This is a genomic window from Pseudomonas sp. NPDC086566, assembly GCF_050280885.1.
In the GTDB taxonomy this organism is placed as follows: domain Bacteria; phylum Pseudomonadota; class Gammaproteobacteria; order Pseudomonadales; family Pseudomonadaceae; genus Aquipseudomonas; species Aquipseudomonas vlassakiae.
This window is the reverse complement of sequence record NZ_JBNNWD010000001.1, coordinates 839,484-864,165: the sequence shown is the minus strand read 5'-3', so window position 1 is coordinate 864,165 and position 24,682 is coordinate 839,484. Positions and strand designations below refer to the sequence as shown.

Here is a 24,682-nt window from a genome sequence, read left to right as displayed (position 1 = left end):
ATGATGACCGTGCATATGCTAAGGCAACCGTTCCTCGGATAGCTGTTAACACCTGTGGGACCTGTGTGAAAAAGTGTTAAGAAGCGGCCTCACGATTCGTAGGGTTCTATATTCTGCTTGAACCTGTTCCGGCCCCATCGCGGATGAATCCGCTCCTACAAGCAAACCCTCTATGCCAAACATTTTCCTGGTCGAAGACGACAGCGCGCTGTCCGAGCTGATCGCCAGCTACCTGCAACGCAACGATTTCCATGTCCGGGTGATAGCCCGTGGCGATCACGTGCTGGACGCGTTCCGGCAAGACCACCCCGACCTGGTGATTCTCGACCTGATGCTCCCCGGTATCGACGGCCTGCAACTGTGCCGCCTGCTGCGCCAGGAATCGCAGAGCCTGCCGATCCTGATGCTGACCGCCCGCGACGACAGCCACGACCAGGTGCTGGGCCTGGAGATGGGGGCCGACGATTACGTGACCAAACCTTGTGAGCCCCGCGTGCTGTTGGCCCGTGTGCGCACCTTGCTGCGCCGCAGCAGCGTCAACGAGCCGCGCCTGGACAACCACCAGATCGTCATCGGTGGCCTGCGCATCGACCTCGCCGAGCGCCTGGTCAGCTGGCGTGGCGAAGAGGTGGAGCTGTCCAGTGGCGAATACAACCTGCTGGTGGTACTGGCGCGCAATGCCGGTGTGGTGCTCAGCCGCGACCGCATTCTCCAGCAACTGCGCGGCATCGAATTCAACGGTACCGACCGTTCGGTGGACGTGGCCATTTCCAAGCTGCGGCGCAAGTTCGACGACAGTGCCGGCGAGGCCCGCAAGATCAAGACCGTGTGGGGCAAGGGTTACCTGTTCAGCCGTGTCGAGTGGGAGTGCTGACGCGCCATGCTGAAGATTCTGGTGCGGCTGTATCTGGTCATCATCGTCGCTTACGCCGGGGCGTTGCTGTTGATTCCGGACGCCATCGTCGGCCTGTTCCATGACCGCTTCATGGCCTACAACCTGGACCAGGCCAAGGGTGTGCAGTCGCTCATCGTGCGCCAGTTCCAGCAGGCGCCGCAGGCGCAATGGCCGGCGGTGGAGCAAGACCTGGCCAAGGTCTTTGCGCCCCTGGAGGTCAAGCTGCTGCGTAGCGAGGAGGCCGGCCTGAGCGCGCAGGAGAAAGCACGTCTGGAGCACGGCCTGTATGCCGTGCGTATCGGTGACTGGGGCTATTACAGAACGGCACTGGCACCGTTGGATCAGGACTGGCTGGTCAGCCTGCATTCACCACCAGACCCACTGGACATCAACGTGTTGTCCTGGGGGGTGACGGTACTGATCGGCGCGGCCATGCTCGGCTGCCTGCTGCTCTGGGTGTGGCCGCACTGGCGCGACCTTGAGCGGCTGAAGGAAACCGCCCGGCGCCTGGGCCAAGGGCAGATGGCCGAGCGCACGCACATCTCGCCGCACTCGAACATCGGCGAACTGGCAGGGGTGTTCGACACCATGGCCAGTGACCTCGAACGCCACGTCAACCAGCAGCGCGAGCTGCTCAACGCGGTGTCCCACGAGCTGCGCACACCGCTGACCCGGCTGGATTTCGGCCTGGTGCTGCTGTTCGACGAGGTGCCAGCGGCCAGCCGCAAGCGCTTGCTGGAGCTGGTCGGGCATGTGCGCGAGCTGGATGAGCTGGTGCTCGAGCTGCTGTCGTACAGCCGCCTGTACAACGCCGACCAGGCCCGCGAGCGGGTCGAAGTGTCGCTACTGGAACTGGTCGACAGCGTGCTCGGCGGCTTTGCCGAAGAACTCGATGCCCGCGGCATCCAGTGGGAAGTGCAGGCCGAGGGCAACCTGCCGCGCTTCGTGCTGGACCCGCGCCTGACCGCCCGGGCCGTGCAGAACCTGGTGCGCAACGCCATGCGCTATTGCGATGAAAGCCTGTTGCTGCGGCTGCGTCTGGAGGAGGACGGTGCTTGCCTGTTGACCGTGGAGGATGACGGTATCGGTATCCCGACCGAGGAACGTGAGCGGATCTTCCAGCCGTTCTATCGCCTGGACCGCAGCCGCGACCGCAATACCGGTGGCTTCGGCCTGGGCCTGGCGATCAGCCGCCGTGCGATCGAAGGGCAGGGCGGGACCCTGACCGTGGCGCAGTCCGCGCTGGGCGGGGCGCAGTTCAGGATTCGGCTGCCAGCTGGCCAGTCCATATGACGAACCGGTCCTTGCCGCTGTGCTTGGCCTCGTACAGCGCCTGGTCGGCATGTATCAGCGCCATGCTGAGTGTGTCACCGCTATCCACCCTGGCCAGGCCGATACTGATGGTTACCGGTGGCACGCCAAGATCGTTGCGCACCCGCTCGCACAGGGCCGCCACGCAGCGCTCGGCAGCCTGCTGATTCAGCCCGGCGAAGAAGATGGCGAACTCCTCGCCACCCAGCCGGGCAAATTCGTGCCCCTCCGCCCCCGCCTTGATATGCACTGCCACGCGCTTGAGCACGGCATCGCCCACGTCATGCCCGTAGCTGTCGTTGACCCGCTTGAAATTGTCGATGTCGATCATCGCCAGGTACTGCCCGGGGGGGGCCAGGCGGATCTGGCGTTCGGCGTTGGTCATGAACGCCCGGCGGTTGGGAATCTCGGTCAGGGCGTCGAAGTAGGCCTGCTCCAGCAGTACCTTGGACAGGTAGAAATTGTGCAGCTTGGCCTGGCGCATCTGCAGGTAGCTGTAGATCACCAGCCCGCTGAGGAACACCGCGTAGCTCAGCAGCATGGCCCCTTCGAGCTGATCGACATCGATGCGGGTGTGGTAGAAGGGGCTGAGCATGACCCAGGTGATGACCATGGCGCAGAAGAACGACCAGCGCCGTACCGGCAGCACCGAAACGGCATACAGCACGGTCGACACGCCGAGCACCAGCCACACCGGGCGCAGGGGTTCGGGGATGCCTTCGATGACCAGGCGCATGCCCAGGGTGATGACGGCGATGAACAGCAGGTTGAGCACATCGAAATGGTGGCTGCGACGGGTAAAACGCAGTACCACGGTGAGGCAGCCGAGCAGGCCCATGAACAGGTAGGACAGCCAGGTGAAGCCCTGGCCGCCGAGGAAGCTGACGATCAGGTCGAAGACCAGCCAGATGGCGATGCTGACGCAGAATATCAGCATGCAGAACGGACGCATGGACTCGAATTCGTGCTGGCGGAATTCGGCGCGCAGGGCGGCGGGGGCGACCTGCTTGCGCACGTGTTCTTCGATGGTCTTGAACATCGGCGGGCTCCTGGGAGGAATGCACTGCCAGTGCCGGCCCTTTCGCGGGGCAAGCCCGCTCCTACAGGTTCCCCACAAGATCCGAATGTGGTGCGGTCCTGTGGGAGCGGGCTTGCCCCGCGAAAGGGCCGGTTCAGGCTGACTCAATTCTGTGGCAGAACACCTTTGGCCCAAGGCCGGTAACGCAAGGCAAACACCGCTTCGGCATGGCACCCTGCATTCAGCTTCGGATCCGCAGGCTCAGCCCGAAAGGCCTGCCCCGGCGCACTCACCTGGCGAAACGCCTCGCGCACCACCCCCACCCGACAGGGCAGCGCCTGTTCGTAGCTCTGGCGCACCAGCGGTGGCAACCGCCCGGTCCCGGCGCCGTCCTGCCACCACACAGTCAAGCCCAACCCGGCCAGTTGATCCAGCCAGGCGCCATTGACCCGTGGCGCCAGCTTGCCGGCGCTGAACGCGCTGATGTGCAGCGGCTTGTCCAGCCGCCGGTTGAAGGCCTGCAGTTGGCTGTACAACGCCTCGCGACGACTGCTTTCGCGAAAGTGCAGGTCGTCCAGTTCCATCGGCAGGTACCAGCCGGCAACGGGCAATTGCCAGTGCTGGCGAACCTGCTGGTACTGGCTCAGGGAGCGGCCCAGTTGCGACTTCCAGTAAGTGTTCAGGCCGTCACCATCGAGCTCCTCGATGCGCTGGTAGTAGGCCGGGTCCAGGTACAGCCCGAGCACCAGCTCCAGGCCTTGGGCATGGGCCTCGCGCAGGCTGTTGGCCAGCCAGCCCTGGGCACCGCCGAAGTCACTGTCGCCGTAGGCACTCCACTGCACGATCAGCGTCGTGCCACCTTGCGCCCTGGTGGCGCGCCACAGTTGCTGCCATTGCGTCGGGGTCACCGCGGCGTCGCGGTTGAGTGGCTGGTAGAACAGGCGTTGGTCGGCCACGGCCGGCAGCCACAGGGCGAGCATGCAGATTGCCAGGAACGTACGCATCAGAAGCTCATCTCCGCGCCAACCAGCACGCCATTGGCGCTTTTGTAGAGGTTGCCACCCAGCGACTGCTGGTATTCGGCGCGCACCTTCAGCGAGCCGCGGTAGGCGTTGTAGCGGTCGTCGTCGAACCACCATTGCCAGCGCACACCGACCCCGGCCCGAGCGTCCTGGCGCCAGTCGTTGCTTGGGTCCTGGCTGGAAAACTCGGCGAAGCCGTAGGGCATGAGCGTTTGCGGCGAGTTGCCCGGCAGTTTCCAGGCATGCCCCTGCTGGTAGCGCGACAGCCAGGCATGGTCGCCGGCGCGGGTCCACCAGGCGGCATCGAGGTAGAGGAAGCGCTCGTTCCAGTCGTCTTCATCGACGCGCCAGTCGTTGCGCCAGTCGCCTTGGTCGAGGAACGAGGCGGTGGCGCGCAGCAGCAGGTCGTTGCTCGATTCGGCGTGCTGGCGCAAGTCGCCCCAGTTGCCGCCCACCTTGGAGGGGCTGAGCAGTTGGCCCAGGCTCAGGCCGCTGTAGTGATCGTCGTCGATCTGCCGCTGGTGGTAGAGCTCGGCATACAGGTTCAGGTTGGCCTGGCCGAGCGGCTTGTAGCGCAGGCCGACGCCGGTGCCCATGCTTTGCGCATAGTCGGTGCGGCTCTGGCCGCCGAACAGCACCCGGCCATAGACCGACAGGGTACTGCCGTTGCGGCTGGGTTCCTCACCGAGGGCGTGGTCCCACATGGCCAGCTGCACGTTCTGCGATTGGGCGCGACGCGAGGTGCCGCTGCGCTCGCCGTTATCAAGGAATTTGTCGTTGGTCGAGGTGCCTGCCGGCGACCAGGTGCTGGCCAGGGTGATGGTGTCGCGCCGTGAGAGGGTTTCGTGGGCGCGGCGCTGGCGGTACTTGCGGGCTTCGAGGCTGCCGTATTCGTCGTCGCCATCGACCAGGTTCTGTTCCACATCGATGACCCGTCGCAGTTCGCGGCGGGCCGCTGCGCTGTTCTCGACCTCGTCATAGCGCAGCGCCAGGGTCTCGCCGAGGCGATAGTCTTCGGGGAAATCGTGGGTGGCGCGCTCCAGATAAGGGATCGACCGGCGCCGCTGGGCCACGTCCTCGGAGCCGGCCAGACGCATGCCGTAGTCGGCACGATAGCGCGGCTGGTCGGGCGCCAGGCGCACGGCCTCGGCCAGCCAGGCGCTGCTCTGTGCGCTGTCGCCGGCCTGTTGTGCGGTGCTGGCGGCAGCGTAGTAGTGGTCGGCTCGCGGGTTGTGGGCCAGGGCTTGGCGCTGCAAGCGCAGTGCCGTTTGCGGATCGCCCTGACGTTGCGCGATGGCGGCGCCCAGCGCCCAGTCGTCGGCGCTTTTGTAGGCGGCGGCGTCCCAGTAGCGGCGGGCGGCGTCGGCATCGCCGGCATTCAACGCGCCGCGTGCGGCGGTCAGGCGGGCGTTGTCGTTCCAGGCACTGGCCGGCAGGTTGCGCCATATCGGCAGGGCCGCTTCGGAATCGCCAGCGGCTTCCAGCGCGTAGGCCAGTGGCAGGCGGTCGCCACGCTCGCCCAGCTGTTCGGCGGCCTGGTAGTAGACCACTGCTTCACCGGGTTGATCGGGCATGGCGCAGCGGCCCAGGGCCCGGTACTGGCCGGCTTCGGTCGGGTTCGCCGGGATACCCTGGCGCACCGCGGCGCACTGGCCGTTTTCAGCCAGGCGGCCGAGTAACTGGGCGCGGGTACTGGCGTCTACCCTGGGAATCAGCCCTAGCATGCGCTGGCTGTTCAGCGGGCCATCGTTGCGCGCATAGATATTGCCCAGGCGCTGCAGCAGGGAAGGCGTCAGTCGCCCTTGGCGGCGATCATAGGCTTGCTCCAGCAAGGTGCGGGCCCGCTCGCTGTGGCCTTGCTGCAGCAGCAGGAACGTCGCTTGCTCCAGTGCAACCAGGTCACCGCTCTGGCGGTAGCGGCTTTCCCATTCGGCTGCCGTGCGAGGTTGCGGCGGTTGCACCGGGTCGCCATACAGGCGCTGCTTGAGCACCGCATAGGCGCGTGGGTCTGCGCTGGCAGGGCAGTCCTTGAACTGCTCGCGGGCAACGTCCGGGTCGCGCCGTGACAACCAGTCGACGGTCTCCAGGCACGGGCGCTGCAGCTCGTTGCTCAGGCGCCGCACCAGCGGCGCGTCATCACCTTCACGGGCCAACTCCCAAAGCTGCTGGCGTTGCTCAGGTTGCTGCAACTGCTCGGTGGGCAATTGCTCCAACCAGCGTTGCGCCAGTTGATTGTGGCCGACGGCAATGGCCCGATTGGCCATGGCCAGGCGCGTCTGGTTGGCCACTTCAGCCGAAGGGGCGCTTTGCAGCAGCTTCTCCAGACCCTTTTCGTCGACTTGCTGGACATAGGCATTGGCCAGGCGCTGCCAATCTACAGACGGCAGTTGCCCCTTGTCGGCCAAGGGTTGCAGTTGATCGATGGTCTCCTTCCAGTTACGCAGCTGTTCGGCGAAGTTGGCCCGGGCCAGGCGCAGCACCGCGCCATCGTCGCGTGGCGGCAACTGGTTGAGCCATTCCAGGGCTTTGCCGGCACCGCCGAACTTGGCCAGGCTCAGGCTGTAGGCCTGCCACAGGCGTACCCGCTGGGTGCCATCGACGCTGGCCAGCCAAACTTCGACCTGGCTGGCGGCTGGCGGGTCCTGCTCGATCCAGGTCAGGCGCAGCTCTTGCAGGGCGTCTGCGTATTCGGAGCCATTGCCAAGTTGCTCGGCCATGGCTTCGGCGTCCTTGTAGCGGCGCTGGTGGGCCAGGGCTTCGACCAGCAGCGAGCGGGCTTCGTCATTGTTCGGCACACGGCTCAGTACATGGCGGGTCAGGCGTTCGACCTCGGCCCAGTTGTCCTTCTTCGCTTCGCGATAGCTACGCTCCATGAAGGGGTAACTGGTGAAGCGTTGGAACTCGGTCATCGGGGCCGCCTGAGTCGCCAGCGCGGTCGAACACAGCAACAGCCCGGACAGGGTGAGGGAAAGGCGCGGCTTCATGCCACCTCCCGGGTCAGGTCAAAGGCAGCCTGCTGTTCGCTGGCTTGTTCGGCGAGGGCCTGTTGCAGTACCTCTTCGGTAATGATGCCGCGGGCGATCAGGTGTTCGCCGAGGCTTTGCTGCTCGGGGTTGAAATCGATCAGTGCCTGGTTGAACAGGGTGACCGGGACCATCCCGCGTACCTGCAGGAGGGCGCCAAGCATCACCTGGTGGTGGCTGACTCGTTCGATCAGGTCGGCATCATCCTGGTGCCGTTCCAGCACGGCGAGCATGGCGTGGGTTTCGGGCTTCTGCCAGGGGCTCGGGTAGTGGTAGCGCAGGCCCAGGGTGACCCGGCCCTGGGGCGCCAGGCGGCAACTGACCGGGCGCTTGAGCTGGCGGCTGATGACCCCCAGCGACACTTGGCTGACCGGGCTCTCGCTGGCCAGCACCAGGGTGTTGCCGTCTTCGGCGACCGGCAGCACGCCGTAGTGCGTGGCCAGCCGGCGCGGCAGTTGGGCGATCAGTTGTGGGTCGAGCTTGAACGGGTTGAGCGGTGCCCAGGGCAGGTCGAGCTGCTCGGCCAAGGTTTGCACCAGCTGCTCACTGTTCAGCCAGCCGCGCAGCAGCAGTTCGCGGCCCAGGCGCCGGCGCACCGGGCTGGTGATCGCCTGCTCCAGCTGCTGTTCGGTGATGTAGCCTTTTTCCACCAGGCGATGGCCCAGCGGCGTGCGCGCCGGCGAGGCCAGGGCGGGGAATTCGTGGGTGGTCTTGTCCCACGCCACCCGCCTTGAGTCGCCCATCTCCATGACCTGGCGCAGGGCGCGCAGGTTGGCGAAGAAGTTGACGAAGTTACTCCACATCATCCGTGGCGCCGACAGCAGGCCTTCGAAGATGCCGTAATAGCGGGTGACGAACCAGCCGCGCTGGAACAGGCGGTTGATCAGCAGCAGGCCATTGAGCCAGAGCAGGGTGGTAAGCAGCCGGCTGTCGCTGAGGATCGACATGAAACGCCATGAATCAGGGGCGATCACGGTCACCAGCCACATGGCCAGCAGCACCAGCAGCAACAGGTTGACCAGGAAGCTCAGCAAGTAGGCGAACAGGCCGCGGCGGTCGCGCCAGAGGAAGTAGTTGAGCGCGCCAGTGCGGCTCCAGCCGAGGTTGCTGGTGCCCTGGAAGACGATGCCGACGATCCATCGCGACTTCTGCCGGATGGCGTGCTGCCAGTCGCGTGGGAAGTGCTCGCGCACGCAGATCACCTGGGAGAACTCGCGGCTCATGCCCGGCCGCCACTCGTGCTTGAGGGCCAGCGCCGGGTCGGTGATGGAGTAGCGGGCGAAAATGCACTTCATGCCTTTTTGCTTCAGGCGAAAGCCGATGTCGTAGTCTTCGGTCAGGCTCTGCACGTCGAAGGCGATGCCGTCGCCGTCTTCGAGCAGGGCGCTGATGGCGCGGCGGCTGAAGCAGGTGCCGACGCCGGCACTGGGCACCTGGCCGGTCAGCGCCTCGCGCACGATCACGTCCTTGCCGTGGTTTTCGGCGAATTCGTCGACGTAGTGCCCGGCGGTGAAACCCTTCCATTCCGGCGCGTAGGGGTACACCGGGATCTGGATCATGTCCTTGTTCGGCAACAGGTAGTTGAACAGGCGCAATTCCATGGGCGAGATCACGTCTTCGGCGTCATGCAGGATGAAACCGGCAAACTCGATACGGGCATCGTCCTGAAAGCGCAGGATGGCGTCGATGATGTTGTTCAAGCAGTCGGCCTTGCTGGTGGGGCCAGGGCGGGCGCAGACCACCTTGTGCACGTTCGGGTAATGCAGGCATACGGCGTCGACGTCGGCCTGGGTCTGCGGGTCGTTGGGGTAGGTGCCGACGAAAATCTGGTAGTTCTCGTAGTCGATGGTCGAGGCTGCCAGGCGTGCCATTTCGCCGACCACGCCCACCTCGTTCCAGGCCGGGACCATGATCGCCAGGGGTTTTTCCGCGACTTCGAACAGGCGCTTCTCGTCGGCCTTTTCGTACTTGTCGTAGATGCGAAAGCGGCGGATCAGCTTGCGGCCCCAGTAGCACAGGTCGATGAACAGGTCGTCGAGGCCGAGCAGGAACATCAGCGAGGCGAGGATGATCGCCAGGACCTTGAGGCCGAACAGCACATAGGTGAGGAAGTCGATGAAAACCAGGCTCATGCGTCGTCTCGCTGGGTGGCGGTTTCCGCGAACCAGCGCGTCAGGCGCTCGGCGATGCGCTCGCTGGCGTGGCCGTCGCCAAACGGGGTATAGACCCGCGCCATGCGCGCGTAGGCCACCGGGTCGTCAAGCAGCCGGGCGGTTTCTTCGACGATGCGTTCAGTCAAGGTGCCGACCAGCTTGACCGTGCCGCCTTTCAACACCGCGGGGCGCTCGGTGACCTTGCGCAGCACCAGCACCGGCTTGCCCAGTGCCGGGGCTTCTTCCTGCACGCCACCGGAGTCGGTGAGGATGACCTGGGCGCGGTTCATCAGCCAGACGAAGTGCTGGTAGTCCTGGGGGGCGATCAGGTGGATGTTGCTGCGGTTCGACAAAACGCCATACACGGCCTTCTGCACCTGAGGGTTAAGGTGCACCGGGTAGACGAACTGTACGTCGGGGTAGCGCTCGGCCAACTGCGCGAGGGCCAGGCAGATGCGTTCGAAGCCGGGGCCGAAGTTCTCCCGACGGTGGCCGGTGATCAACACCATGCGCTGTTCCGGCCGCAGCTTGCTCAGCGGCGAGTCGGCGGCGGGCTGCCATTGCCGTTCGGCGAGGTGGTCGCGCATCCACAACAGGGCGTCGATGACGGTGTTGCCGGTGACTTCGATGTGCTCTGGCGGCACGCCTTCGCGAATGAGGTTGGCGTCCGAGTCGCGGGTCGGGGTGAAGTGCAGGTCGGCGAGCACCCCGGTCAGGCGCCGGTTGGCTTCTTCGGGCCAGGGCTGTTGCAAGTTGCCGGTGCGCAGGCCGGCTTCGACATGGCCGATGGGAATGTGCCGCTGGAAGGCCGCGAGGCTGGCGATGAAGCTGGTGGTGGTGTCGCCGTGGACCAGCACGATGTCCGGCCTGACCTGGTCGTAGGCCTGGTCGAGCTTGTCCAGCAGGTCGCGGGACAGGCCATTGAGCGTCTGGTTCTCGGTCATCACCTTGAGGTCCTGATCCACGCTCAGGCCAAAGGCGGTCAGCACCTGCTCGAGCATTTCGCGGTGTTGGCCGGTGGAGCAGATATGCAGGTCGACCTCGGGCCAGGTGCGCAGCACACGGGCCAGCGGGGCCATCTTGATCGCTTCGGGTCGGGTGCCGAAGACCATCATCACGCAATACGCCATCGTCTTGATCCTCGTTCGATTCCCTGGACGAAGTTGTGGGACAGGTCGCCACTTGCAAGTGATAGATACAAGCAGTCGCAGGGAGGGTTGTCCAATGCGTGATCGGCTGAAGCCGTGTCGGGCAAGGAAGGGGCCTGACGCCAGGGGAAGGGGGCTGCAGAAACGATAAAGCTTAATAATTCTTGATTGAACGGTCAGTCAATAAAGTATTTCAGGCTTTTTCTTACAGCCTTCATCTTGTACTTTTGTAAGCCATTTACCGCTGGAGCTGAACATGCAAGGCAAGGCGCGCAAGATCGTCCAGGCCATTCTCTACGAAGCCATCGCCGTGGCTTGCGTGGCACCGGCGCTGGAGCTGGCGTTCGGGGCCGGGATGGCGCAGTCGACGGTGCTCTCGGTACTGATGTCGGGCATCGCCATGAGCTGGAACATGGCCTACAACTGGGCCTTCGAGCGCTGGGAGGCACGCCAGCGCAAGCGTGAGCGCACGCTGCTGCGCCGGGGCCTGCACGCGCTGGGCTTCGAAGGCGGGCTGGTGCTGATCCTGCTGCCCTTGGTGGCATACTGGCTGGACGTCAGCCTGTGGGCGGCGTTGCTGACCAACCTCGCCCTGTTCGTGTTCTTCTTCGTCTATGCCTTCGTGTTCCAGTGGGGCTTCGACAAGGTCTTCGACGTGCCGCTTTCGGCGCAGCAAGCAAAGTGTTGACTTGGCCAAGCCAGGCGGGATAACGTCCTACCCCATGAACACCTTCCCGCACGTGAACGCCATTATTATTACCGCCATTATCAGCTTGGCGGGCTAGCGCGTACGTGCACCGAACCCGCCCTGGAGGCGGGTTTCTTCTCTCTGACTCCTGGGCAACAAAAAAAGCCAAGGAGTTGCAACTGATGACCAGCCTCAACCTCAGCCCTCGTACCCCGACCACCGCGCAACAATTGCTGTCGGACTAGGTGCGCCGCATTCTGTCCGCGCCGGTATACGACCTGGCCATCGAGACGCCCTTGCAAGCCGCCCCCGCGTTGTCTGCCAGCCTTGGCAACCAGGTGCTGCTCAAGCGCGAAGACCTGCAGCCGACCTTCTCCTTCAAGATCCGCGGTGCCTATACCCGGCTGTCGCGCCTGAACGCGGCCCAGCGCCAACGCGGCGTTATCACCGCTTCGGCAGGCAACCATGCCCAGGGCGTGGCCTTGGCGGCGGCGCACCTGGGCATGCAGGCGACCATCGTCATGCCCACCACCACGCCATCGCTGAAGGTAGAAGGGGTGCGCTCGCGGGGTGGCCATGTGGTGCTGCATGGCGAGAGCTTTCCCCATGCGCTGGCCCATGCGCTGAAACTGGCCGACAGCGACGGGGCGACCTTCGTGCCGCCGTTCGACGACCCGGACGTGATCGCTGGCCAAGGCACCGTGGGCATGGAGATCCTGCGCCAGCAGCCGGGTGCGCTGGACGCGATCTTCGTGCCGGTGGGCGGTGGCGGGCTGATCGCGGGCATTGCCGCCTACGTCAAATACCTGCGCCCCGAGGTCAAGGTGATCGGTGTCGAACCGGAAGACTCCAACTGCCTGCAAGCTGCCATGGCGGCAGGCGAGCGGGTGATCCTGCCGCAGGTCGGCACCTTTGCCGATGGCGTGGCGGTGGCGCAGATCGGCGCCCATTGCTTCGAGCTGTGCCGGCATTTTGTCGACGAGGTGGTGACCGTCAGCAGCGATGAATTGTGCGCCGCGATCAAGGACATCTACGACGATACCCGCTCGATCACCGAGCCCTCGGGGGCCCTGGCCGTGGCCGGGATCAAGAAGTACGTGGCCCGCGAGGGCGTGCAGGGCCAGACCCTGGTGGCCATCGACTCCGGCGCCAATGTCAACTTCGACCGTCTGCGCCACGTGGCCGAGCGGGCCGAGTTGGGCGAGCAGCGTGAAGCCATCATTGCCGTGACCATCCCCGAGCAGCCGGGCAGCTTCCGGGCTTTCTGCCAGGCCCTGGGCAAGCGGCAGATCACCGAGTTCAACTACCGCTACTATCCCGGCAAGGAGGCACGGTTATTCGTGGGCGTGCAGACCCACCCCGTGCACGACCCGCGCGAGCAGCTGCTGGCCAGCTTGCGCGGGCAGGGCTACAGCGTGCTCGACCTGACCGACAACGAGCTGGCCAAGCTGCACGTGCGCCATACCGTGGGCGGGCATGCTGCGCCGGGGGCGGATGAGCGGGTGCTGCGTTTCGAGTTCCCCGAGCGGCCAGGCGCGCTGCTGGGCTTTCTGGAGCGGCTGGGCAAGCGCTGGAACATCAGCCTGTTCCACTACCGCAACCACGGCGCGGCCGAAGCGCGGGTGTTCGCCGCGCTGGAAGTGCCGGCCGACGAGCAGCCCGGCTTGCCCCAGGCACTGGACCAGATGGGCTATCGCTACTGGGACGAAACCGCTAATCCGGCATACCAGCTGTTCCTTGGCTAATGTTGCGCTGGATCAATATCCGCTGCATTGAACGGGCGGATTCTCACGGGTAGACAGACCCATCAGGAGGATCCGGTCATGAGCAGCACCTTTTTCATCCCGCCCGTGAACATCATGGGCATCGACTGCCTCGACGAGGCCATGGCCGCGATTGCCAGTTATGGCTTGCGCAAGGCGTTGATCGTTACCGACCAGGGCCTGGCCAAGGCCGGCGTCGCTGCACGAATAGGGCGCCTGCTGGCCTTGCGGGATATCGACTCGGTGGTGTTCGACGGCGCCAAGCCCAACCCCAGCATCGCCAACGTCGAGGCGGGCCTTGCCGTGTTGCAGCGTGAACGCTGCGACTGCGTGGTGTCGCTGGGGGGTGGCTCGCCCCATGACTGCGCCAAGGGCATAGCCCTGTGCGCCACCAACGGTGGGCACATCAGCGACTACGAGGGCGTCGATCGCTCGCGCAAGCCGCAGTTGCCGCTGATCGCCATCAACACCACGGCCGGCACGGCCAGTGAGATGACCCGTTTCTGCATCATCACCGACGAGCGCCGCCACGTGAAAATGGCCATCGTCGACCGTAACGTCACGCCGATCCTGTCGGTCAACGACCCGGCGTTGATGGTTGCCATGCCCAAGGGGCTGACGGCGGCCACCGGCATGGATGCGTTGACCCATGCCATCGAGGCGTATGTGTCGACGGCGGCTACGCCGATCACCGACGCCTGTGCCCTCAAGGCCATCAGCCTGATCAGCGAGAACCTGCGCCAGGCCGTCGACGACGGCAACGACCTGCAGGCACGGGAGAACATGGCCTATGCGCAGTTCCTCGCCGGCATGGCGTTCAACAATGCCTCGCTGGGCTACGTGCATGCCATGGCGCACCAGCTGGGCGGCTACTACGACTTGCCCCACGGTGTGTGCAATGCCGTGCTGTTGCCGCATGTGCAGCGTTTCAATGCCAAGGTCAGTGCTGCGCGCCTGCGCGATGTGGCCAAGGCCATGGGCATCAAGGTGTGTGGGCTGGATGCGGAGCAGGGCGCGGGGGCGGCGATTTCCGCCATCGAACACCTGGCGGCGGCTGTGGGCATTCCGGCGGGGTTGGCGGAGCTGGGGGCCAAGCTTGAGGATATTGGCATTCTGGCGCAGAACGCCCTGAAGGATGCCTGTGGCCTGACCAACCCGCGGTCGGCCAGCCAGGATGAGATCGAGGGGATTTTCCGGGCTGCATTCTGATAGCCAGGGTCCATTCGCGGGCACGCCCGCTTCCACAGGCAATGCGCATACCTGTGGGAGCGGGCGTGCCCGCGAAGCAGGCGACGCGGTACTCAGCGCTCGCGCATGAAGAACCCGGCCACGTACTTGCGGAAGGTCTCCAGGCTCTTGAAGTCGGCATAGCGCTTGAAGTTCTCGGCATCGGGCTCCGGCCCGATCGGCTGCTCCAGCAACGATACCGACAGCACCCGGTCCTGATCCGAGGTCAGCACCAGCTCATCCATCACCTGGCCGCCGATCACCGGCCGGCGCATCTGCACCTTCACCCCTTTGCTGGCCATCCAGTCGATCAGCGACACCAGCGCCTTGAGCGGCTCGCGCTCTTCGTCGCGGTACACCGGGAACAGGTGCGCGCGCGACAGCACCGGCACGCTGGCCACATGGATCAGTTCGTAGAAGTGACTGCCTGCTGTGGTCGGTGAGTACAGGGCCAGCGCCAGCAACGGGCCAGACGCCCGGTTGCCACCCCAATATAAATGGTGGCCCTGGAAATCGAAACCGTCCTCACTGCGGTTGTTGAACAGCTTGCGCCCTTTGATCTGGTCGACGCAGTCCAGCAGCAGGCCATGGCGCCGATGGTTGCCGAACACCGTGGCTTCGCGCAGGCGGGACTTGAGCATCATCATGTGCTTCATGTCCAGGCGGGTTTCCAGGTAGTTGCTGGCCGGGACCCGTTCGAGCAGCGGGTAGCGGCTGGCGACACTGCGCAGCTCGGCGAACTGGCTGGTGAGGTCTTTTTTCAGGTGGGTGGCGTAGAGGTTGAGGCCGCTGGTTTCGATCCAGGTCAGCAGCAGCGACAACAGGCGCTGCTGTTCGCGGCGCTCGTTGCCGTCAGCCGCGCCAGTGTCGGTGTCGCTGGCTTTACGGTAATCACCGATCAGGCGCAGCGGGGTGTCAGGTGCCAGCCAGGCGGCAGGCACCGCTGGCGCGTCTTCACGCTCGCTGGCTTCGCGCTCGTCCTTGGTGAACGGGCAACCGGGCGTATGCTCGGCAGTGCCCGGGTTGTTTTTCAGAAACAGCGTGCCGGTGCTGCCATTGAGGGTGACATTGAGCACCGGCAAGGCGTCCTTGCGGCAATCGCAGGCCAGCCACTGGTTGGCGCTACGCACCTTCATCAGCAGCTGGTTGGCCTGCAGCAGGCGTGGCCCGGCGAGGTTGCCGGTGGCGAAACCGACCAGCAGTTCTTCTTCGGCCGGGGTCAGGCTGCGCACCTGCGCGGCGGTTTTGTCGATGATTCGCATGAAGCAGCTCCAAGCTACGAGCCTCAAGCTTCAGGCAAACGCGCCGCGCTTTCAACTCGTCGCTCAGCTGCCACTGAACATCTTGGCGGCGCGGGCGCGGATTTCCTCGGGGGTCAGGTCTTCCTTGTGGGTGGAGACGAACCAGATGTTGCCGAACGGATCTTTCAGGGTGCCGCTGCGGTCGCCGTAGAACTGGTCCGTCACCGGGTGCAATTGGGTGCCGCCGGCCGCCAGGGCCTGGGCATAGACCTTGTCGCAGTCCTCGACGTACAGGTGGAGGCCGACGCCGGCACCGGCGAGTTTCTGGCTGGCGGTCAGGCCGCCCTCGCGGTCGCAAGGGTCGCCGAGCATCAGCGAAGAATCACCGATGCGCAGCTCGGCGTGGCCGACGGTGCCGTCCGGGCCTTCCAGGCGGAACATCTCGGTAGCGCCAAAGGCCTGCTTGTAGAACTCGATGGCCTTGGCGGCGTTGCTGATGGCCAGGTACGGGGTGATGCTGTGCTGGCCATCGGGAATGGGTTTGGCTGCCATGTTCGACTCTCCTTCGCATCGGGCGCCGGTTGGCGCCCTGTTGCCTTAGAGTCGTTTGCGCAAATGGAAAATCGACAGGGTTGCTAGATTTATTTCCTATAAGCGCAGTCGTCAGAAGATGTAGTCGGTGGTCAGGAAGCTGGATTGACGGTTGCGGATGATCTCGCTGATCAGCGCTTTGTTGGCCTCCTGGAAACGGGTCGCGACCAGGGTGCGGATGGAGAACACGCGCAAGGCATCATGCACCGACAGGGTGCCTTCGGCGCTGTTCTTGCGGCCGTTGAACGGGTAGGTGTCCGGGCCGCGCTGGCACTGGGCGTTGAGGTTGATGCGGCCGACCTGGTTGGCGAAGATGTCGACCAGGCTGCCGATGGTGGCCGGGTCGTTGCCGAACAGGCTCAGCTGCTGGCCGTAGTCGGAGTCGAGCACGTAATCGATCACAGTCTGCAGGTCGCGATATGGCACCACCGGTACCAGCGGGCCGAACTGCTCCTCGTGGTAGACGCGCATGTCGCGGTTAACCGGGTAGAGCAGGGCGGGGTAGAAGAACGAGCCGCGGCTCTGCCCGCCACCTTCGTTGAGTACGTGCGCGCCCTTGGCCTTGGCGTCGGCCACCAGCTGGTCAAGGTAGTCGACCTTGCCCGGCTCCGGCAATGGCGTCAGCGCAACACCCGGCTCCCAGGGCATGCCCGGCTTGAGGGCGGCGAGCTTGCGCTGGAACTTTTCGAGGAAGGGTTCGACCACATCCTCGTGCACGAACAGGATCTTCAGCGCCGTGCAGCGTTGGCCATTGAACGACAGGGCGCCGGTCACGGCCTCTTCCACGGCATTGTCCAGGTCCACCTGAGGCAGGACGATGCCCGGGTTCTTTGCATCCAGGCCCAGGGCCGCACGCAGCCGGTGCGGGCGAGGGTGCAGTTTCTTGAGGTCGCTGGCGGCCTTGTGGGTGCCGATGAAGGCGAATACATCGACCTTGCCACTGGCCATCAACGCGCTGACCGTTTCGCGGCCGCGGCCATAGATGACATTGATCACGCCCGGTGGGAAGCTGTCGCGGAACGCTTCGAGCAGCGGGCGAATCAGCAGGACGCCGAACTTGGCCGGCTTGAACACCACGGTATTGCCCATGATCAGGGCCGGGATCAGCGTGGTGAAGGTTTCATTGAGCGGGTAGTTGTAGGGGCCCATGCACAGCGCCACACCCAACGGTGCACGGCGGATCTGGCCAAGGGTGCCTTGTTCCAGTTCGAAGCGACTGGAGCGGCGGTCGAGGTCCTTGAGGGCGTTGATGGTGTCGACGATGTAGTCGCAGGTGCGGTCGAATTCCTTTTCCGAGTCCTTGAGGTTCTTGCCGATTTCCCACATCAGCAGCTTGACCACGGCGGTGCGCTGCTCACGCATGCGCGCGAGGAAAGTTTCCACGTGCTGGATACGTTCGGCGACGCGCATGTTCGGCCAGGCGCCACGGCCTTTGTCGTAGGCGTTTACTGCCGCGTCCAGGGCGGTGAGGGCGGTGTCGGCATCCAGCAAGGGCGCGCTGCCGAGCACGACCTGGCGCTCGCCATCCGCCTCCTTCAGCCAGACCGGGCTGCGGACCGTGGCCAGCGGCCCGTCCCAGCGCCGGAGTTCACCGTTCACCAGATAGTCGCGTTGTTCCAGTGGTGCTTCCAGGCGCCAGTTTTCAGGAATGTCTTCGGCGGTCGGAAACAGCGAATCGAGCAGATGTTCCATGGGTACTGCACCTCACGTGTCTGAACGGGTGAAACGCTTCAGCTTCGAGCATGCACCCTGGGCGAGAAAAACACCAGTCTGGCTCAATTTCGCCCGCACCGCGCCGATACAGGGGCAATCGCTCACGCCTGCAGGCTTATGACCCCGCCCAATTCCCCGATGACCTACGAACAGAAACCGCCCACCGGCACGCTGCGACGGGCCCTTTGCCGCTTGTTGCCGGTCGGCGTTTCCCTGGCCGGTATCGGCGTGTCCATGGCCCTTGGGCACGTGGATATCCAGCGCCAGCAAAACCACCAGGACGCAAGCCTGTTCTACTCGCCGTTGTTCTGGTTCGCCTTGACTTGCAGCGGCCTGCTCAGCCTGTTCATCGCACAGATCAACCGCAAGCAGCGCCAGTTGCGGCAGCGTAACCGCGAGCTGCAGCGCTCGCAGGCGCAGCTGGAACGCCTGGCGCATTACGACACCATCACCGGTTTGCCCAACCGGGTGCTGTTCCAGCAACAGCTCGCCGAGGCCACTGCCGAAGGCCACGGGCTGGCTGTGCTGCTACTGGATATCGACGGTTTCAAGCAAGTCAACGACAGCCTGGGCCACGCCATGGGGGACCTGCTGCTGCAGCAGGCGACTGCGCGCTTCTTGCAGGAACTCGACACCAGCGACCGGGTGTGCCGGCTGGGCGGCGACGAATTCGTGTTCATGCTGCAGGGCACCCAAGGACAGGTCAGCCACCAGTTGCGCGAGTTGCTGCGCTGCCTGCAGCGGCCGTTCGACCTCAATGGCAACGCCGCGCTGGTGACTGGCAGCATCGGCCTGGCGTGGTGCCCGCAACATGGCGAAGACGTCGGCAGCCTGCTGCGCCATGCCGACACGGCCATGTATGCGGCCAAGGAGGGTGGCCGCAACGCCTGGCGCCCCTATCACCCGGACATGACCGCACGGCTGCACCAGCGCCTGGAACTGGAGCGCAACTTGCGCCGGGCCCTGCAGGAAAACGAGTTCGAACTGTGGTACCAGCCGAAGGTCGACCTGTTCAGTGGCCAGCTGGAAGGTGTCGAAGCCTTGCTGCGTTGGCGTGATCCGGAACATGGGCTGATTCCGCCCGGCGAGTTCATCCCGCTGGCCGAACGTACCGGCCTGATCATTCCCTTGGGCGAGCGGGTACTCGATCTTGCCTGTGCGCAGATGGCCGCCTGGCGCGCCGCCGATTGCCTGCCGGGCCCGCTCGCGATCAACGTGGCGGCGCTGCAGATCGAGCGCAGCGACTATGTCTCAAGCCTGGCCATTGCCCTGGAACGTCACGGGCTGGCACCTAACCTGCTGGAAGTGGAAATCACCGAGAGCCTGCTGATGGAAAGCCAGCAACAGGCCTGTGCGGCGCTGGCCCAGTTGCAGGCGATGGGCGTGGCCACGGCGGTGGACGACTTCGGCACCGGTTATTCGTCGCTGGCCTACCTGCGCGCCTTGCCCATCGACCACCTGAAGATCGACCGCGCGTTCATCAAGGACTTGCCGGATGACGATGATGCGGTGGCCATTGCCCGGGCGATCATCGACCTGGGGCACGCGCTGGGCTATCGCATCACTGCCGAGGGGATCGAGACCCAGCAGCAGTATGACTTCCTGCGCAATGCCGGGTGCGACCAGGGCCAGGGCTACCTGCTGGGGCGGCCGATGCCGGCCGCCGAGTTGCAGAAGTGGATCGCGCACAATCCGCTCAGGGCGCGTTTGCCACGTTGATGACAGCGTACTTACAGTGCGATCTCGAACAGCTCGTGGGCGGGCCGCGCAAAGGCCTGCTGGCGCAGTTGCGGGTTCTGATCGATCGCCGCCAGGCGGCGCCAGAATTCAGCGCGGGCACGCCTGGGCCTTGAAGTGAAGGGTTCGAGGTCCAGCAGCAATCTCAGGTCTCGGCGGTACTGCAGCGGCAGGCGTTGCCATAGCGCCTCTTCAGGGGCACCCGCGCCTCCGAAGAACTCATCGTAATCACTTTCATCCACCAGCAGGTCCACCTGATGCGCGGCGTTGTAGGCCTCGACTTCCTCGAGCATGCGTGAGCTGAGCCATCGGCTTTCAAGGCGCATCGCCTGGGCGACCGGCTGCGATACTCGAAAGTTGGCCGGCAACTGCTGCAACTGGTTGCCGGCCAGGTCGAGCGTCACCGGCGTGCTGGTGATGCTTTCCAGCCCTCGCGGCAACTCGGTCAGCGCGCAATTGTCGAGGAACAGCGTGAACAGGCGGGGCATGCGGCTCAGGTCGGGGGCGCGCAGCAATGGGTTGCCCCCCATGTCCAGCACGCCCAGGTTGGTGAACTGGTCGAACATCTGTTGGGCGCTGTCGTCCCAGGTGATGCGGTTGTTGTCGAGATCCAGCCACGCCAGCGCCTGGGGATTGGCCAGGCGCGGCAAGCGAGCGAAGCGGCAATAGCTGAGCAGCAGACGCTTGAGCCTGGGGAAGCGCTCGCAGAACTCGGCAGGTAGCAGGCTCAGGTTGCGGTTACCTTGGAGCGACACATGCTCGATGTGCGTGAAGTCGTCCGGCAGCGCCAGGCTCGCCAGATCGCGGTTCTCCAGGTCCAGGCGCGAGAGGTCCAGGCTGCAGACCATTGCGTCCTGGCCCAAGCGCACCCTGGATATCCGTCGCCAGGCATTGATGATGGGGGTAACGGCCTGCTGTCGCCGATGGGGGTAATCCGGGTCGGGGCGGGCCCACTCGCCAAGGTCGCGGCGCAGGGCTTCCAGGCGTCCCTCGAGGTTGCGCATTTCTGCTGCCGGCGAGCGCCCTTGCTGTTGCCAGTCGTCCATTGCGCTCAGGAACTCCTCATCGGTCGAGGCGGGGTACAGACGGCGGTAGCGGCTGGCCAACGGCGCTTGCAGATAGGGACCGCTGGGTAGTGTGCGACGGCCGCCTCGCAACCCTGTACGAGCGGCCTGGCGCCGTGCGCCAGCGCCCCAGAGGCGCTGCAGCAACTCTGTGCGGCGGGGTTCGGTCCAGGCCACTATGCGCTGGCGCAAGGTGCTGCCATCGGTGCTCGAAATACCCAGAGCGTTGCGCCAGGCGCTTGGCAGTGCTTGTTCGACTGCCCGGCACAGGTCTTGGTCCTGGGGCGCCGGGGCAGGTCGTTCGCCCAGATCGGCCTCGTAACCGCTGGCTGACTTGATCACTCGGCAGACCGTGCCTGCCAGGCTGCTTCCGCTGCTGTCGAGCAGCGGGCCTTGCGGGCTGCCTGCGCGCAGTTCGAGGCGCAGGTCCGCAGGCCATTCCGGCATTTCATCGAGGCAGCTCAGCAACAGCCGTTCACTGTCGGTGGTGCCTTGCTGGTGCACCAGCAGCCCTTCCAGTGCGCGCACCAGTGGCCACTCGCGGTGACGCTGCAAAAGCTGTTGTGCTTCGCTTTGGGCGGGTTCAAGCGGCTCGCGGGCCATCCGCTTCAAGGTGTCGAGCATCAGTGCGGGCGCCGGCCGGCCTTCAAGGTGAACCTGGCGCAAGCGCGCCGCGTCGACACCGCATATCTGGCCGGCCAGCTCCAGTTGTGCAGGCGAATACGCCGCGTAGTCCTCACCCAACCTTCTTGCCAATACGGTGAATGGCCATGCCTGGGGCTGTTCGTGAGCCGCGCGCCAGGCGCCCTGACCGTTATGTTCCAGTGGCGGCTGGTAGGCGTCCGGTGCCTCGGGGTGGACGATCCGCCACTGCTGGATGTGCGGGTCGAAGCGCTGTTCATACAGCTGGCCGTCCATGCGGATGTAATGTCTGCCCCCCTGCAGGTATTGGCCTTGCGCATTGGCCGGCAGCCCTTCTGGCAACACCTGGGGGCTGCGGTAGGGCAGCAGATCTGGCTGCCAGAGGCGGTCGCGGCCATCGCTGCAGCGAACTTCCTGCAGGCTTTCCAGCAAGGGGCTGCTGAACAGCTTCGGCACGACGCGGCCTGCGGTTGCCAGGCCTCCGATCAGGGCCAGATTCAGGCCGACGGCCTCAAGGTGCTGCAAGGCCTGGTGACGGTCGCCTTCGCGCCACGCTTCATAGCCTTCGTAGACCTCCCCGAGCAACTGGCAGGCCGTCACAGCCAACATCACGGTGCCCACGGACGGGATGAAGAAAGCGGCCAGGTTGAGCACGTCCAGGCCAAGGCTTTCCCACGCTGCGATACGTTTGGCACGGGCGTGGGCATCGGCCACTGCGGTCGGTACTGCAAGTGCTTGGGCTTGGTTCTTCAGGCGGACCAGGTGCAGGTCCTGATAAAAGCCGAAGGGTTCGCCGATAATGACCGGGAGGGTGGGGCGAAGGTCGGCCGCGCTGGTTTCGTCAAGATTTTGTTGCAGCAGGTCGAGCATGCGTGGCTGGTCGGCCTGGCTCAGGTACGGGTGCAAGCGCTGTCGGTTCTCTGGCGCCTTCAGTAGCGCCACCAGCAGGTGGTTGATGGCGTCGACGTCGGCACAAAGGTGCAGGGCAGGGCTGTCGTCGGGTAAATAGAGCAGCCAGCTTGAGGTGCCCGCATCGATCAGCATCACCTCATGCAGGACAATGCCGAACAGTGCCAGTTGCCGGCAGGGCACGTCGCCGCCTTGCAGCAACTGGTCGACCCGGTCGCGTATCGCACCGCTCAGCGCGTGGCGCAGGTAGGCAAGGTCCGCTGCCAGACGCAAGCTGCCCCGTCGTACCGCGATGGCCTGTTCCCTCGCTTGCGGCGCGGCGAAGCATTGCTGCAGATGCGCTTGGTACGCACCGCCAAGGTCGAGTTCGCGGCACAGTCGGGCAAACGCCTCCGGGGCGAGCGCCAGTCGCTCGACTTCATAGCGCTCGGATGCCAGGGGAAAATGCGCGGGTGGCGTCTGCGGGCCGGTCGGCGCTGTACCGTGCACCGTGATGGGGGTCACATGGATGTTGTCGCTCAGGGCAATGGCGCTTTCGCGGGTGAACGTTTCGTCATCGGCGAAGTTCTGCAAGGCAGCCTGCAGTAGAGGGTCACGACGATGACTGTACAGATAGCCCCACACGCTCCAGGTCCAGGTACGTTCGACGCGCAGCAATTCGCTGCCGTGCAGCGGGGCCGTAAAGCCGGCTTCGGTCAGGCGCGCCTGTAGCAACGGTTCGGCAAATTCGCTGATTTGCTTCAGGCCTTTCAGCGAACGGGCCAGCGCGGCCTGGGCGCGCAGCAGGCGAGCATGGCTGGCCGTTACGGCTTCACGCAGGTCAGGCGCGGCATTGTTGTACCAGTCTTGGTCAAAGGCCTCGAAGCGCTGGCTGCGGCTAATCGCTTGCCAGTGCTGGGGCGTGATGTGGCGGGCCCAGAGGGGCAGTTGCGCAGAGATCAGCTCTGCATGCGGCACAGCGTCAGTCAGGTTGGCCATATTGGGGCTCCTTCGTTGAAAGAGAGCATCAGGCCGCATTTGCAATACCGCGCTGTGGTAGCGGGGTAGCGCAACGCTTGAACGTGGCGCTGCGTCATATATAGCGAAAGCAGTTATCGAAGCCGCCAGGTAAAGGGAAATTTGACGCCATTAATGACGCTGCAATGCTGTCAAGATGCCGCTTGCCAAGCAGCATTCCTGCATCTTAAATGGTTACTGAACATGAAGGCAGCATCCAAAGTTGAGGCTTTATAAATCAACAGGTTATGCCGGATTTATCGCATCGCTCTTTTGTTTTCCCATCAGCCCCGTTGACAACATCAAAGGATGTCGAAGCAGACATGAAAGAGAACCTGGCGGCTGTGGCGCGAAAAGTGATCTCGCCTTCCATGCGCTACGAGATCCGGACTGTTTCAAGCAAGTTACGCGAAGTGGCGGCCCGAACTTGTTTATGGCGCTGGGAAATCTCGCGTTTCCGCCTGCAACAAGCCAGCCCTTACGAAATTCTCTACATCGGTCGCAAGCAACAGCGCGAAATGGCCAAGCTACTGATCGGCGGCAAGGGCCAGCAGTCAGCCGTCGAAGCGGCCGACGCACCGGCCACCAGCCGCCATGTGGTGGTTGTCAGCGAAATGCCGACGTCCGGCGCATTGACCGTGCCCCATTACCTGAGCGCGGTGGTACCCCTGGGGCGTTCGCTCGAAGACATCACCGCTCGCTACGACAGTGAACTGCGCCGCAGCATTCGCAAGCACCGCCCGCTCTACCAGATGCGCCAGACGCTCGCCGATGACGAGATCGCCATGGCCGATCAACAATTGTTGCGGCCCTACGCCACGGCCAGGCAGGGCATCCATGCGGCGCAGTTTCCCACCGACGAAGTGTTTCGTCTGGCCAAGGGAGTCGGGCGCCTCGACCTGATTACCTGCGGTGACGAGGTGATCGGTTGCCATTTGGGCTGCGAGATCACGCGCGATGGCAAACGCTATTGGAGCACCCTGCGTTTCGGTTATTGCGAGGCGGTGTTCTCAGACCCGAAAAGGCTGCGCGAGGTCAACTCGATCACCACCTTCATGGCGCTCGAATGGGCCTTGGCCAACGGTTATGACTATTACGATATCGGCCTTTGCCTGGCGCGGCCGGACGATGGCCTGCTGAAGTGGAAGCGCCGGCGTGGTGGCGATATCGATGCCTTGGGCAACCATGCCTACCTGTTTGTCCGCCTGCCGCGCACGGGGACAGCGCAGTTCCTCTGGGATACACCGTTGTTTGCCGTAGAGGGCAATAAACTGACGCTGCACCTGGGGTTGCCAGAAGGGCCGAGTGACGACGAGGTCGCCAGCCGGTATCACGAAATGGTATTTGGCGGGCTGCACAAGATCTACCTCTATGGCGCCAGGAGCCGCGGCGAGCCATTCCTGCAAACCCTGCGCTCGCGTTACGCCACGCTACAGACCCCGCCCATGATGGAACGGGTTGACGTTTCCAGCTGAACCGACTTCAAGGCAGGCCAGGAATGCCTGCCTTGCCTCAGGCCAGAGACGTGCCACCTCGGGAGG

Annotated in this window: 16 protein-coding genes; 7 read left to right on the top strand and 9 right to left on the bottom strand. The window is 64.5% G+C overall.

Annotated features, from left to right (window positions below):
* The first annotated feature begins 172 nt into the window (after positions 1-172).
* Positions 173-874, top strand: a complete 702-nt coding sequence (locus tag ACQKPS_RS04060; RefSeq protein ID WP_254485296.1) for a response regulator transcription factor — start codon at positions 173-175, stop codon at positions 872-874.
* A 6-nt stretch (positions 875-880) separates the two neighbouring features.
* A complete protein-coding gene (locus tag ACQKPS_RS04055) occupies positions 881-2,188 on the top strand; it encodes an ATP-binding protein (protein WP_254485297.1) in 1,308 nt (435 codons plus the stop codon).
* Here ACQKPS_RS04055 and ACQKPS_RS04050 read toward each other — a convergent pair.
* The 5 genes from ACQKPS_RS04050 to wecB all read right to left on the bottom strand — a co-directional run bounded on the left by ACQKPS_RS04050 (position 2,154) and on the right by wecB (position 10,552).
* Positions 2,154-3,245 (bottom strand): GGDEF domain-containing protein, encoded by a 1,092-nt coding sequence (locus ACQKPS_RS04050; RefSeq protein ID WP_427602850.1) that lies wholly within the window; start codon positions 3,243-3,245, stop codon positions 2,154-2,156. The genes ACQKPS_RS04055 and ACQKPS_RS04050 overlap by 35 nt on opposite strands.
* A gap of 143 nt (positions 3,246-3,388) precedes the next feature.
* Positions 3,389-4,228, bottom strand: a complete 840-nt coding sequence (locus ACQKPS_RS04045) for a DUF4434 family protein (protein WP_427602848.1) — start codon at positions 4,226-4,228, stop codon at positions 3,389-3,391.
* A complete protein-coding gene (locus ACQKPS_RS04040; RefSeq protein WP_427602846.1) occupies positions 4,228-7,230 on the bottom strand; it encodes a phage receptor in 3,003 nt (1,000 codons plus the stop codon). Before ACQKPS_RS04040 ends, ACQKPS_RS04045 begins: the two co-directional genes overlap by 1 nt.
* Positions 7,227-9,401 (bottom strand): cyclic di-3',5'-guanylate-activated glycosyltransferase NrfB, encoded by a 2,175-nt coding sequence (gene nrfB, locus ACQKPS_RS04035; RefSeq protein ID WP_254485301.1) that lies wholly within the window; start codon positions 9,399-9,401, stop codon positions 7,227-7,229. The genes ACQKPS_RS04040 and nrfB overlap by 4 nt, the downstream gene beginning before the upstream one ends.
* Positions 9,398-10,552: a non-hydrolyzing UDP-N-acetylglucosamine 2-epimerase gene (wecB, locus tag ACQKPS_RS04030; protein WP_254485302.1), complete on the bottom strand. Its 1,155-nt coding sequence runs from the start codon at positions 10,550-10,552 to the stop codon at positions 9,398-9,400. Before wecB ends, nrfB begins: the two co-directional genes overlap by 4 nt.
* Before the next feature lie 274 nt (positions 10,553-10,826).
* On the opposite strand from wecB, the gene ACQKPS_RS04025 reads away from it, so the two are divergent.
* The 3 genes from ACQKPS_RS04025 to yiaY all read left to right on the top strand — a co-directional run bounded on the left by ACQKPS_RS04025 (position 10,827) and on the right by yiaY (position 14,230).
* The gene (locus ACQKPS_RS04025; RefSeq protein WP_254485303.1) at positions 10,827-11,258 is read left to right on the top strand and encodes a PACE efflux transporter; all 432 of its coding nucleotides are present in this window, start codon (positions 10,827-10,829) and stop codon (positions 11,256-11,258) included.
* A gap of 245 nt (positions 11,259-11,503) precedes the next feature.
* Entirely contained in the window at positions 11,504-13,003 is a 1,500-nt protein-coding gene (ilvA, locus tag ACQKPS_RS04020; protein WP_427602843.1) for a threonine ammonia-lyase, biosynthetic, read from the top strand.
* A 78-nt stretch (positions 13,004-13,081) separates the two neighbouring features.
* Positions 13,082-14,230: an L-threonine dehydrogenase gene (gene yiaY / locus ACQKPS_RS04015; RefSeq protein ID WP_427602841.1), complete on the top strand. Its 1,149-nt coding sequence runs from the start codon at positions 13,082-13,084 to the stop codon at positions 14,228-14,230.
* A gap of 92 nt (positions 14,231-14,322) precedes the next feature.
* Here yiaY and ACQKPS_RS04010 read toward each other — a convergent pair whose 3' ends face one another.
* The 3 genes from ACQKPS_RS04010 to ACQKPS_RS04000 form a co-directional block, all read right to left on the bottom strand.
* Positions 14,323-15,510 carry a hypothetical protein gene (locus ACQKPS_RS04010; protein WP_254485306.1) on the bottom strand — a complete coding sequence of 396 codons (1,188 nt, stop codon included), beginning with the start codon at positions 15,508-15,510 and terminating at the stop codon, positions 14,323-14,325.
* Positions 15,511-15,573: 63 nt separating this feature from the next.
* A complete protein-coding gene (locus ACQKPS_RS04005) occupies positions 15,574-16,041 on the bottom strand; it encodes a VOC family protein (protein ID WP_427602839.1) in 468 nt (155 codons plus the stop codon).
* A 111-nt stretch (positions 16,042-16,152) separates the two neighbouring features.
* Positions 16,153-17,772 carry an NADP-dependent glyceraldehyde-3-phosphate dehydrogenase gene (locus tag ACQKPS_RS04000; RefSeq protein WP_427602837.1) on the bottom strand — a complete coding sequence of 540 codons (1,620 nt, stop codon included), beginning with the start codon at positions 17,770-17,772 and terminating at the stop codon, positions 16,153-16,155.
* 138 nt (positions 17,773-17,910) lie between these two features.
* Here ACQKPS_RS04000 and ACQKPS_RS03995 point away from each other — a divergent pair, with 138 nt between their 5' ends.
* Positions 17,911-19,512 carry a putative bifunctional diguanylate cyclase/phosphodiesterase gene (locus ACQKPS_RS03995; protein ID WP_254485309.1) on the top strand — a complete coding sequence of 534 codons (1,602 nt, stop codon included), beginning with the start codon at positions 17,911-17,913 and terminating at the stop codon, positions 19,510-19,512.
* An 11-nt stretch (positions 19,513-19,523) separates the two neighbouring features.
* Here ACQKPS_RS03995 and ACQKPS_RS03990 read toward each other — a convergent pair whose 3' ends face one another.
* Positions 19,524-23,123, bottom strand: coding sequence for a dermonecrotic toxin domain-containing protein (locus tag ACQKPS_RS03990; RefSeq protein ID WP_427602835.1), 3,600 nt, complete (start codon positions 23,121-23,123; stop codon positions 19,524-19,526).
* A gap of 341 nt (positions 23,124-23,464) precedes the next feature.
* On the opposite strand from ACQKPS_RS03990, the gene ACQKPS_RS03985 reads away from it, so the two are divergent.
* Positions 23,465-24,616 (top strand): hypothetical protein, encoded by a 1,152-nt coding sequence (locus ACQKPS_RS03985; RefSeq protein WP_254485311.1) that lies wholly within the window; start codon positions 23,465-23,467, stop codon positions 24,614-24,616.
* Positions 24,617-24,682 lie beyond the last annotated feature (66 nt).

Excerpts from the sequence above, each read along its gene's own strand:
- wecB (WP_254485302.1), bottom strand. The coding sequence starts at position 10,552 with ATGGCGTATTGCGTGATGATGGTCTTCGGCACCCGACCCGAAGCGATC.
- yiaY (WP_427602841.1), top strand. The coding sequence starts at position 13,082 with ATGAGCAGCACCTTTTTCATCCCGCCCGTGAACATCATGGGCATCGAC.
- ACQKPS_RS03985 (WP_254485311.1), top strand. The coding sequence starts at position 23,465 with ATGAAAGAGAACCTGGCGGCTGTGGCGCGAAAAGTGATCTCGCCTTCC.
- ACQKPS_RS04025 (WP_254485303.1), top strand. The coding sequence starts at position 10,827 with ATGCAAGGCAAGGCGCGCAAGATCGTCCAGGCCATTCTCTACGAAGCC.
- ACQKPS_RS04005 (WP_427602839.1), bottom strand. The coding sequence starts at position 16,041 with ATGGCAGCCAAACCCATTCCCGATGGCCAGCACAGCATCACCCCGTAC.
- ACQKPS_RS04040 (WP_427602846.1), bottom strand. The coding sequence starts at position 7,230 with ATGAAGCCGCGCCTTTCCCTCACCCTGTCCGGGCTGTTGCTGTGTTCG.
- ACQKPS_RS04000 (WP_427602837.1), bottom strand. The coding sequence starts at position 17,772 with ATGGAACATCTGCTCGATTCGCTGTTTCCGACCGCCGAAGACATTCCT.
- nrfB (WP_254485301.1), bottom strand. The coding sequence starts at position 9,401 with ATGAGCCTGGTTTTCATCGACTTCCTCACCTATGTGCTGTTCGGCCTC.
- ACQKPS_RS04050 (WP_427602850.1), bottom strand. The coding sequence starts at position 3,245 with ATGTTCAAGACCATCGAAGAACACGTGCGCAAGCAGGTCGCCCCCGCC.
- ACQKPS_RS04045 (WP_427602848.1), bottom strand. The coding sequence starts at position 4,228 with ATGCGTACGTTCCTGGCAATCTGCATGCTCGCCCTGTGGCTGCCGGCC.
- ACQKPS_RS03990 (WP_427602835.1), bottom strand. The coding sequence starts at position 23,123 with ATGGCCAACCTGACTGACGCTGTGCCGCATGCAGAGCTGATCTCTGCG.
- ACQKPS_RS04060 (WP_254485296.1), top strand. The coding sequence starts at position 173 with ATGCCAAACATTTTCCTGGTCGAAGACGACAGCGCGCTGTCCGAGCTG.
- ACQKPS_RS04010 (WP_254485306.1), bottom strand. The coding sequence starts at position 15,510 with ATGCGAATCATCGACAAAACCGCCGCGCAGGTGCGCAGCCTGACCCCG.
- ACQKPS_RS03995 (WP_254485309.1), top strand. The coding sequence starts at position 17,911 with ATGACCCCGCCCAATTCCCCGATGACCTACGAACAGAAACCGCCCACC.
- ACQKPS_RS04055 (WP_254485297.1), top strand. The coding sequence starts at position 881 with ATGCTGAAGATTCTGGTGCGGCTGTATCTGGTCATCATCGTCGCTTAC.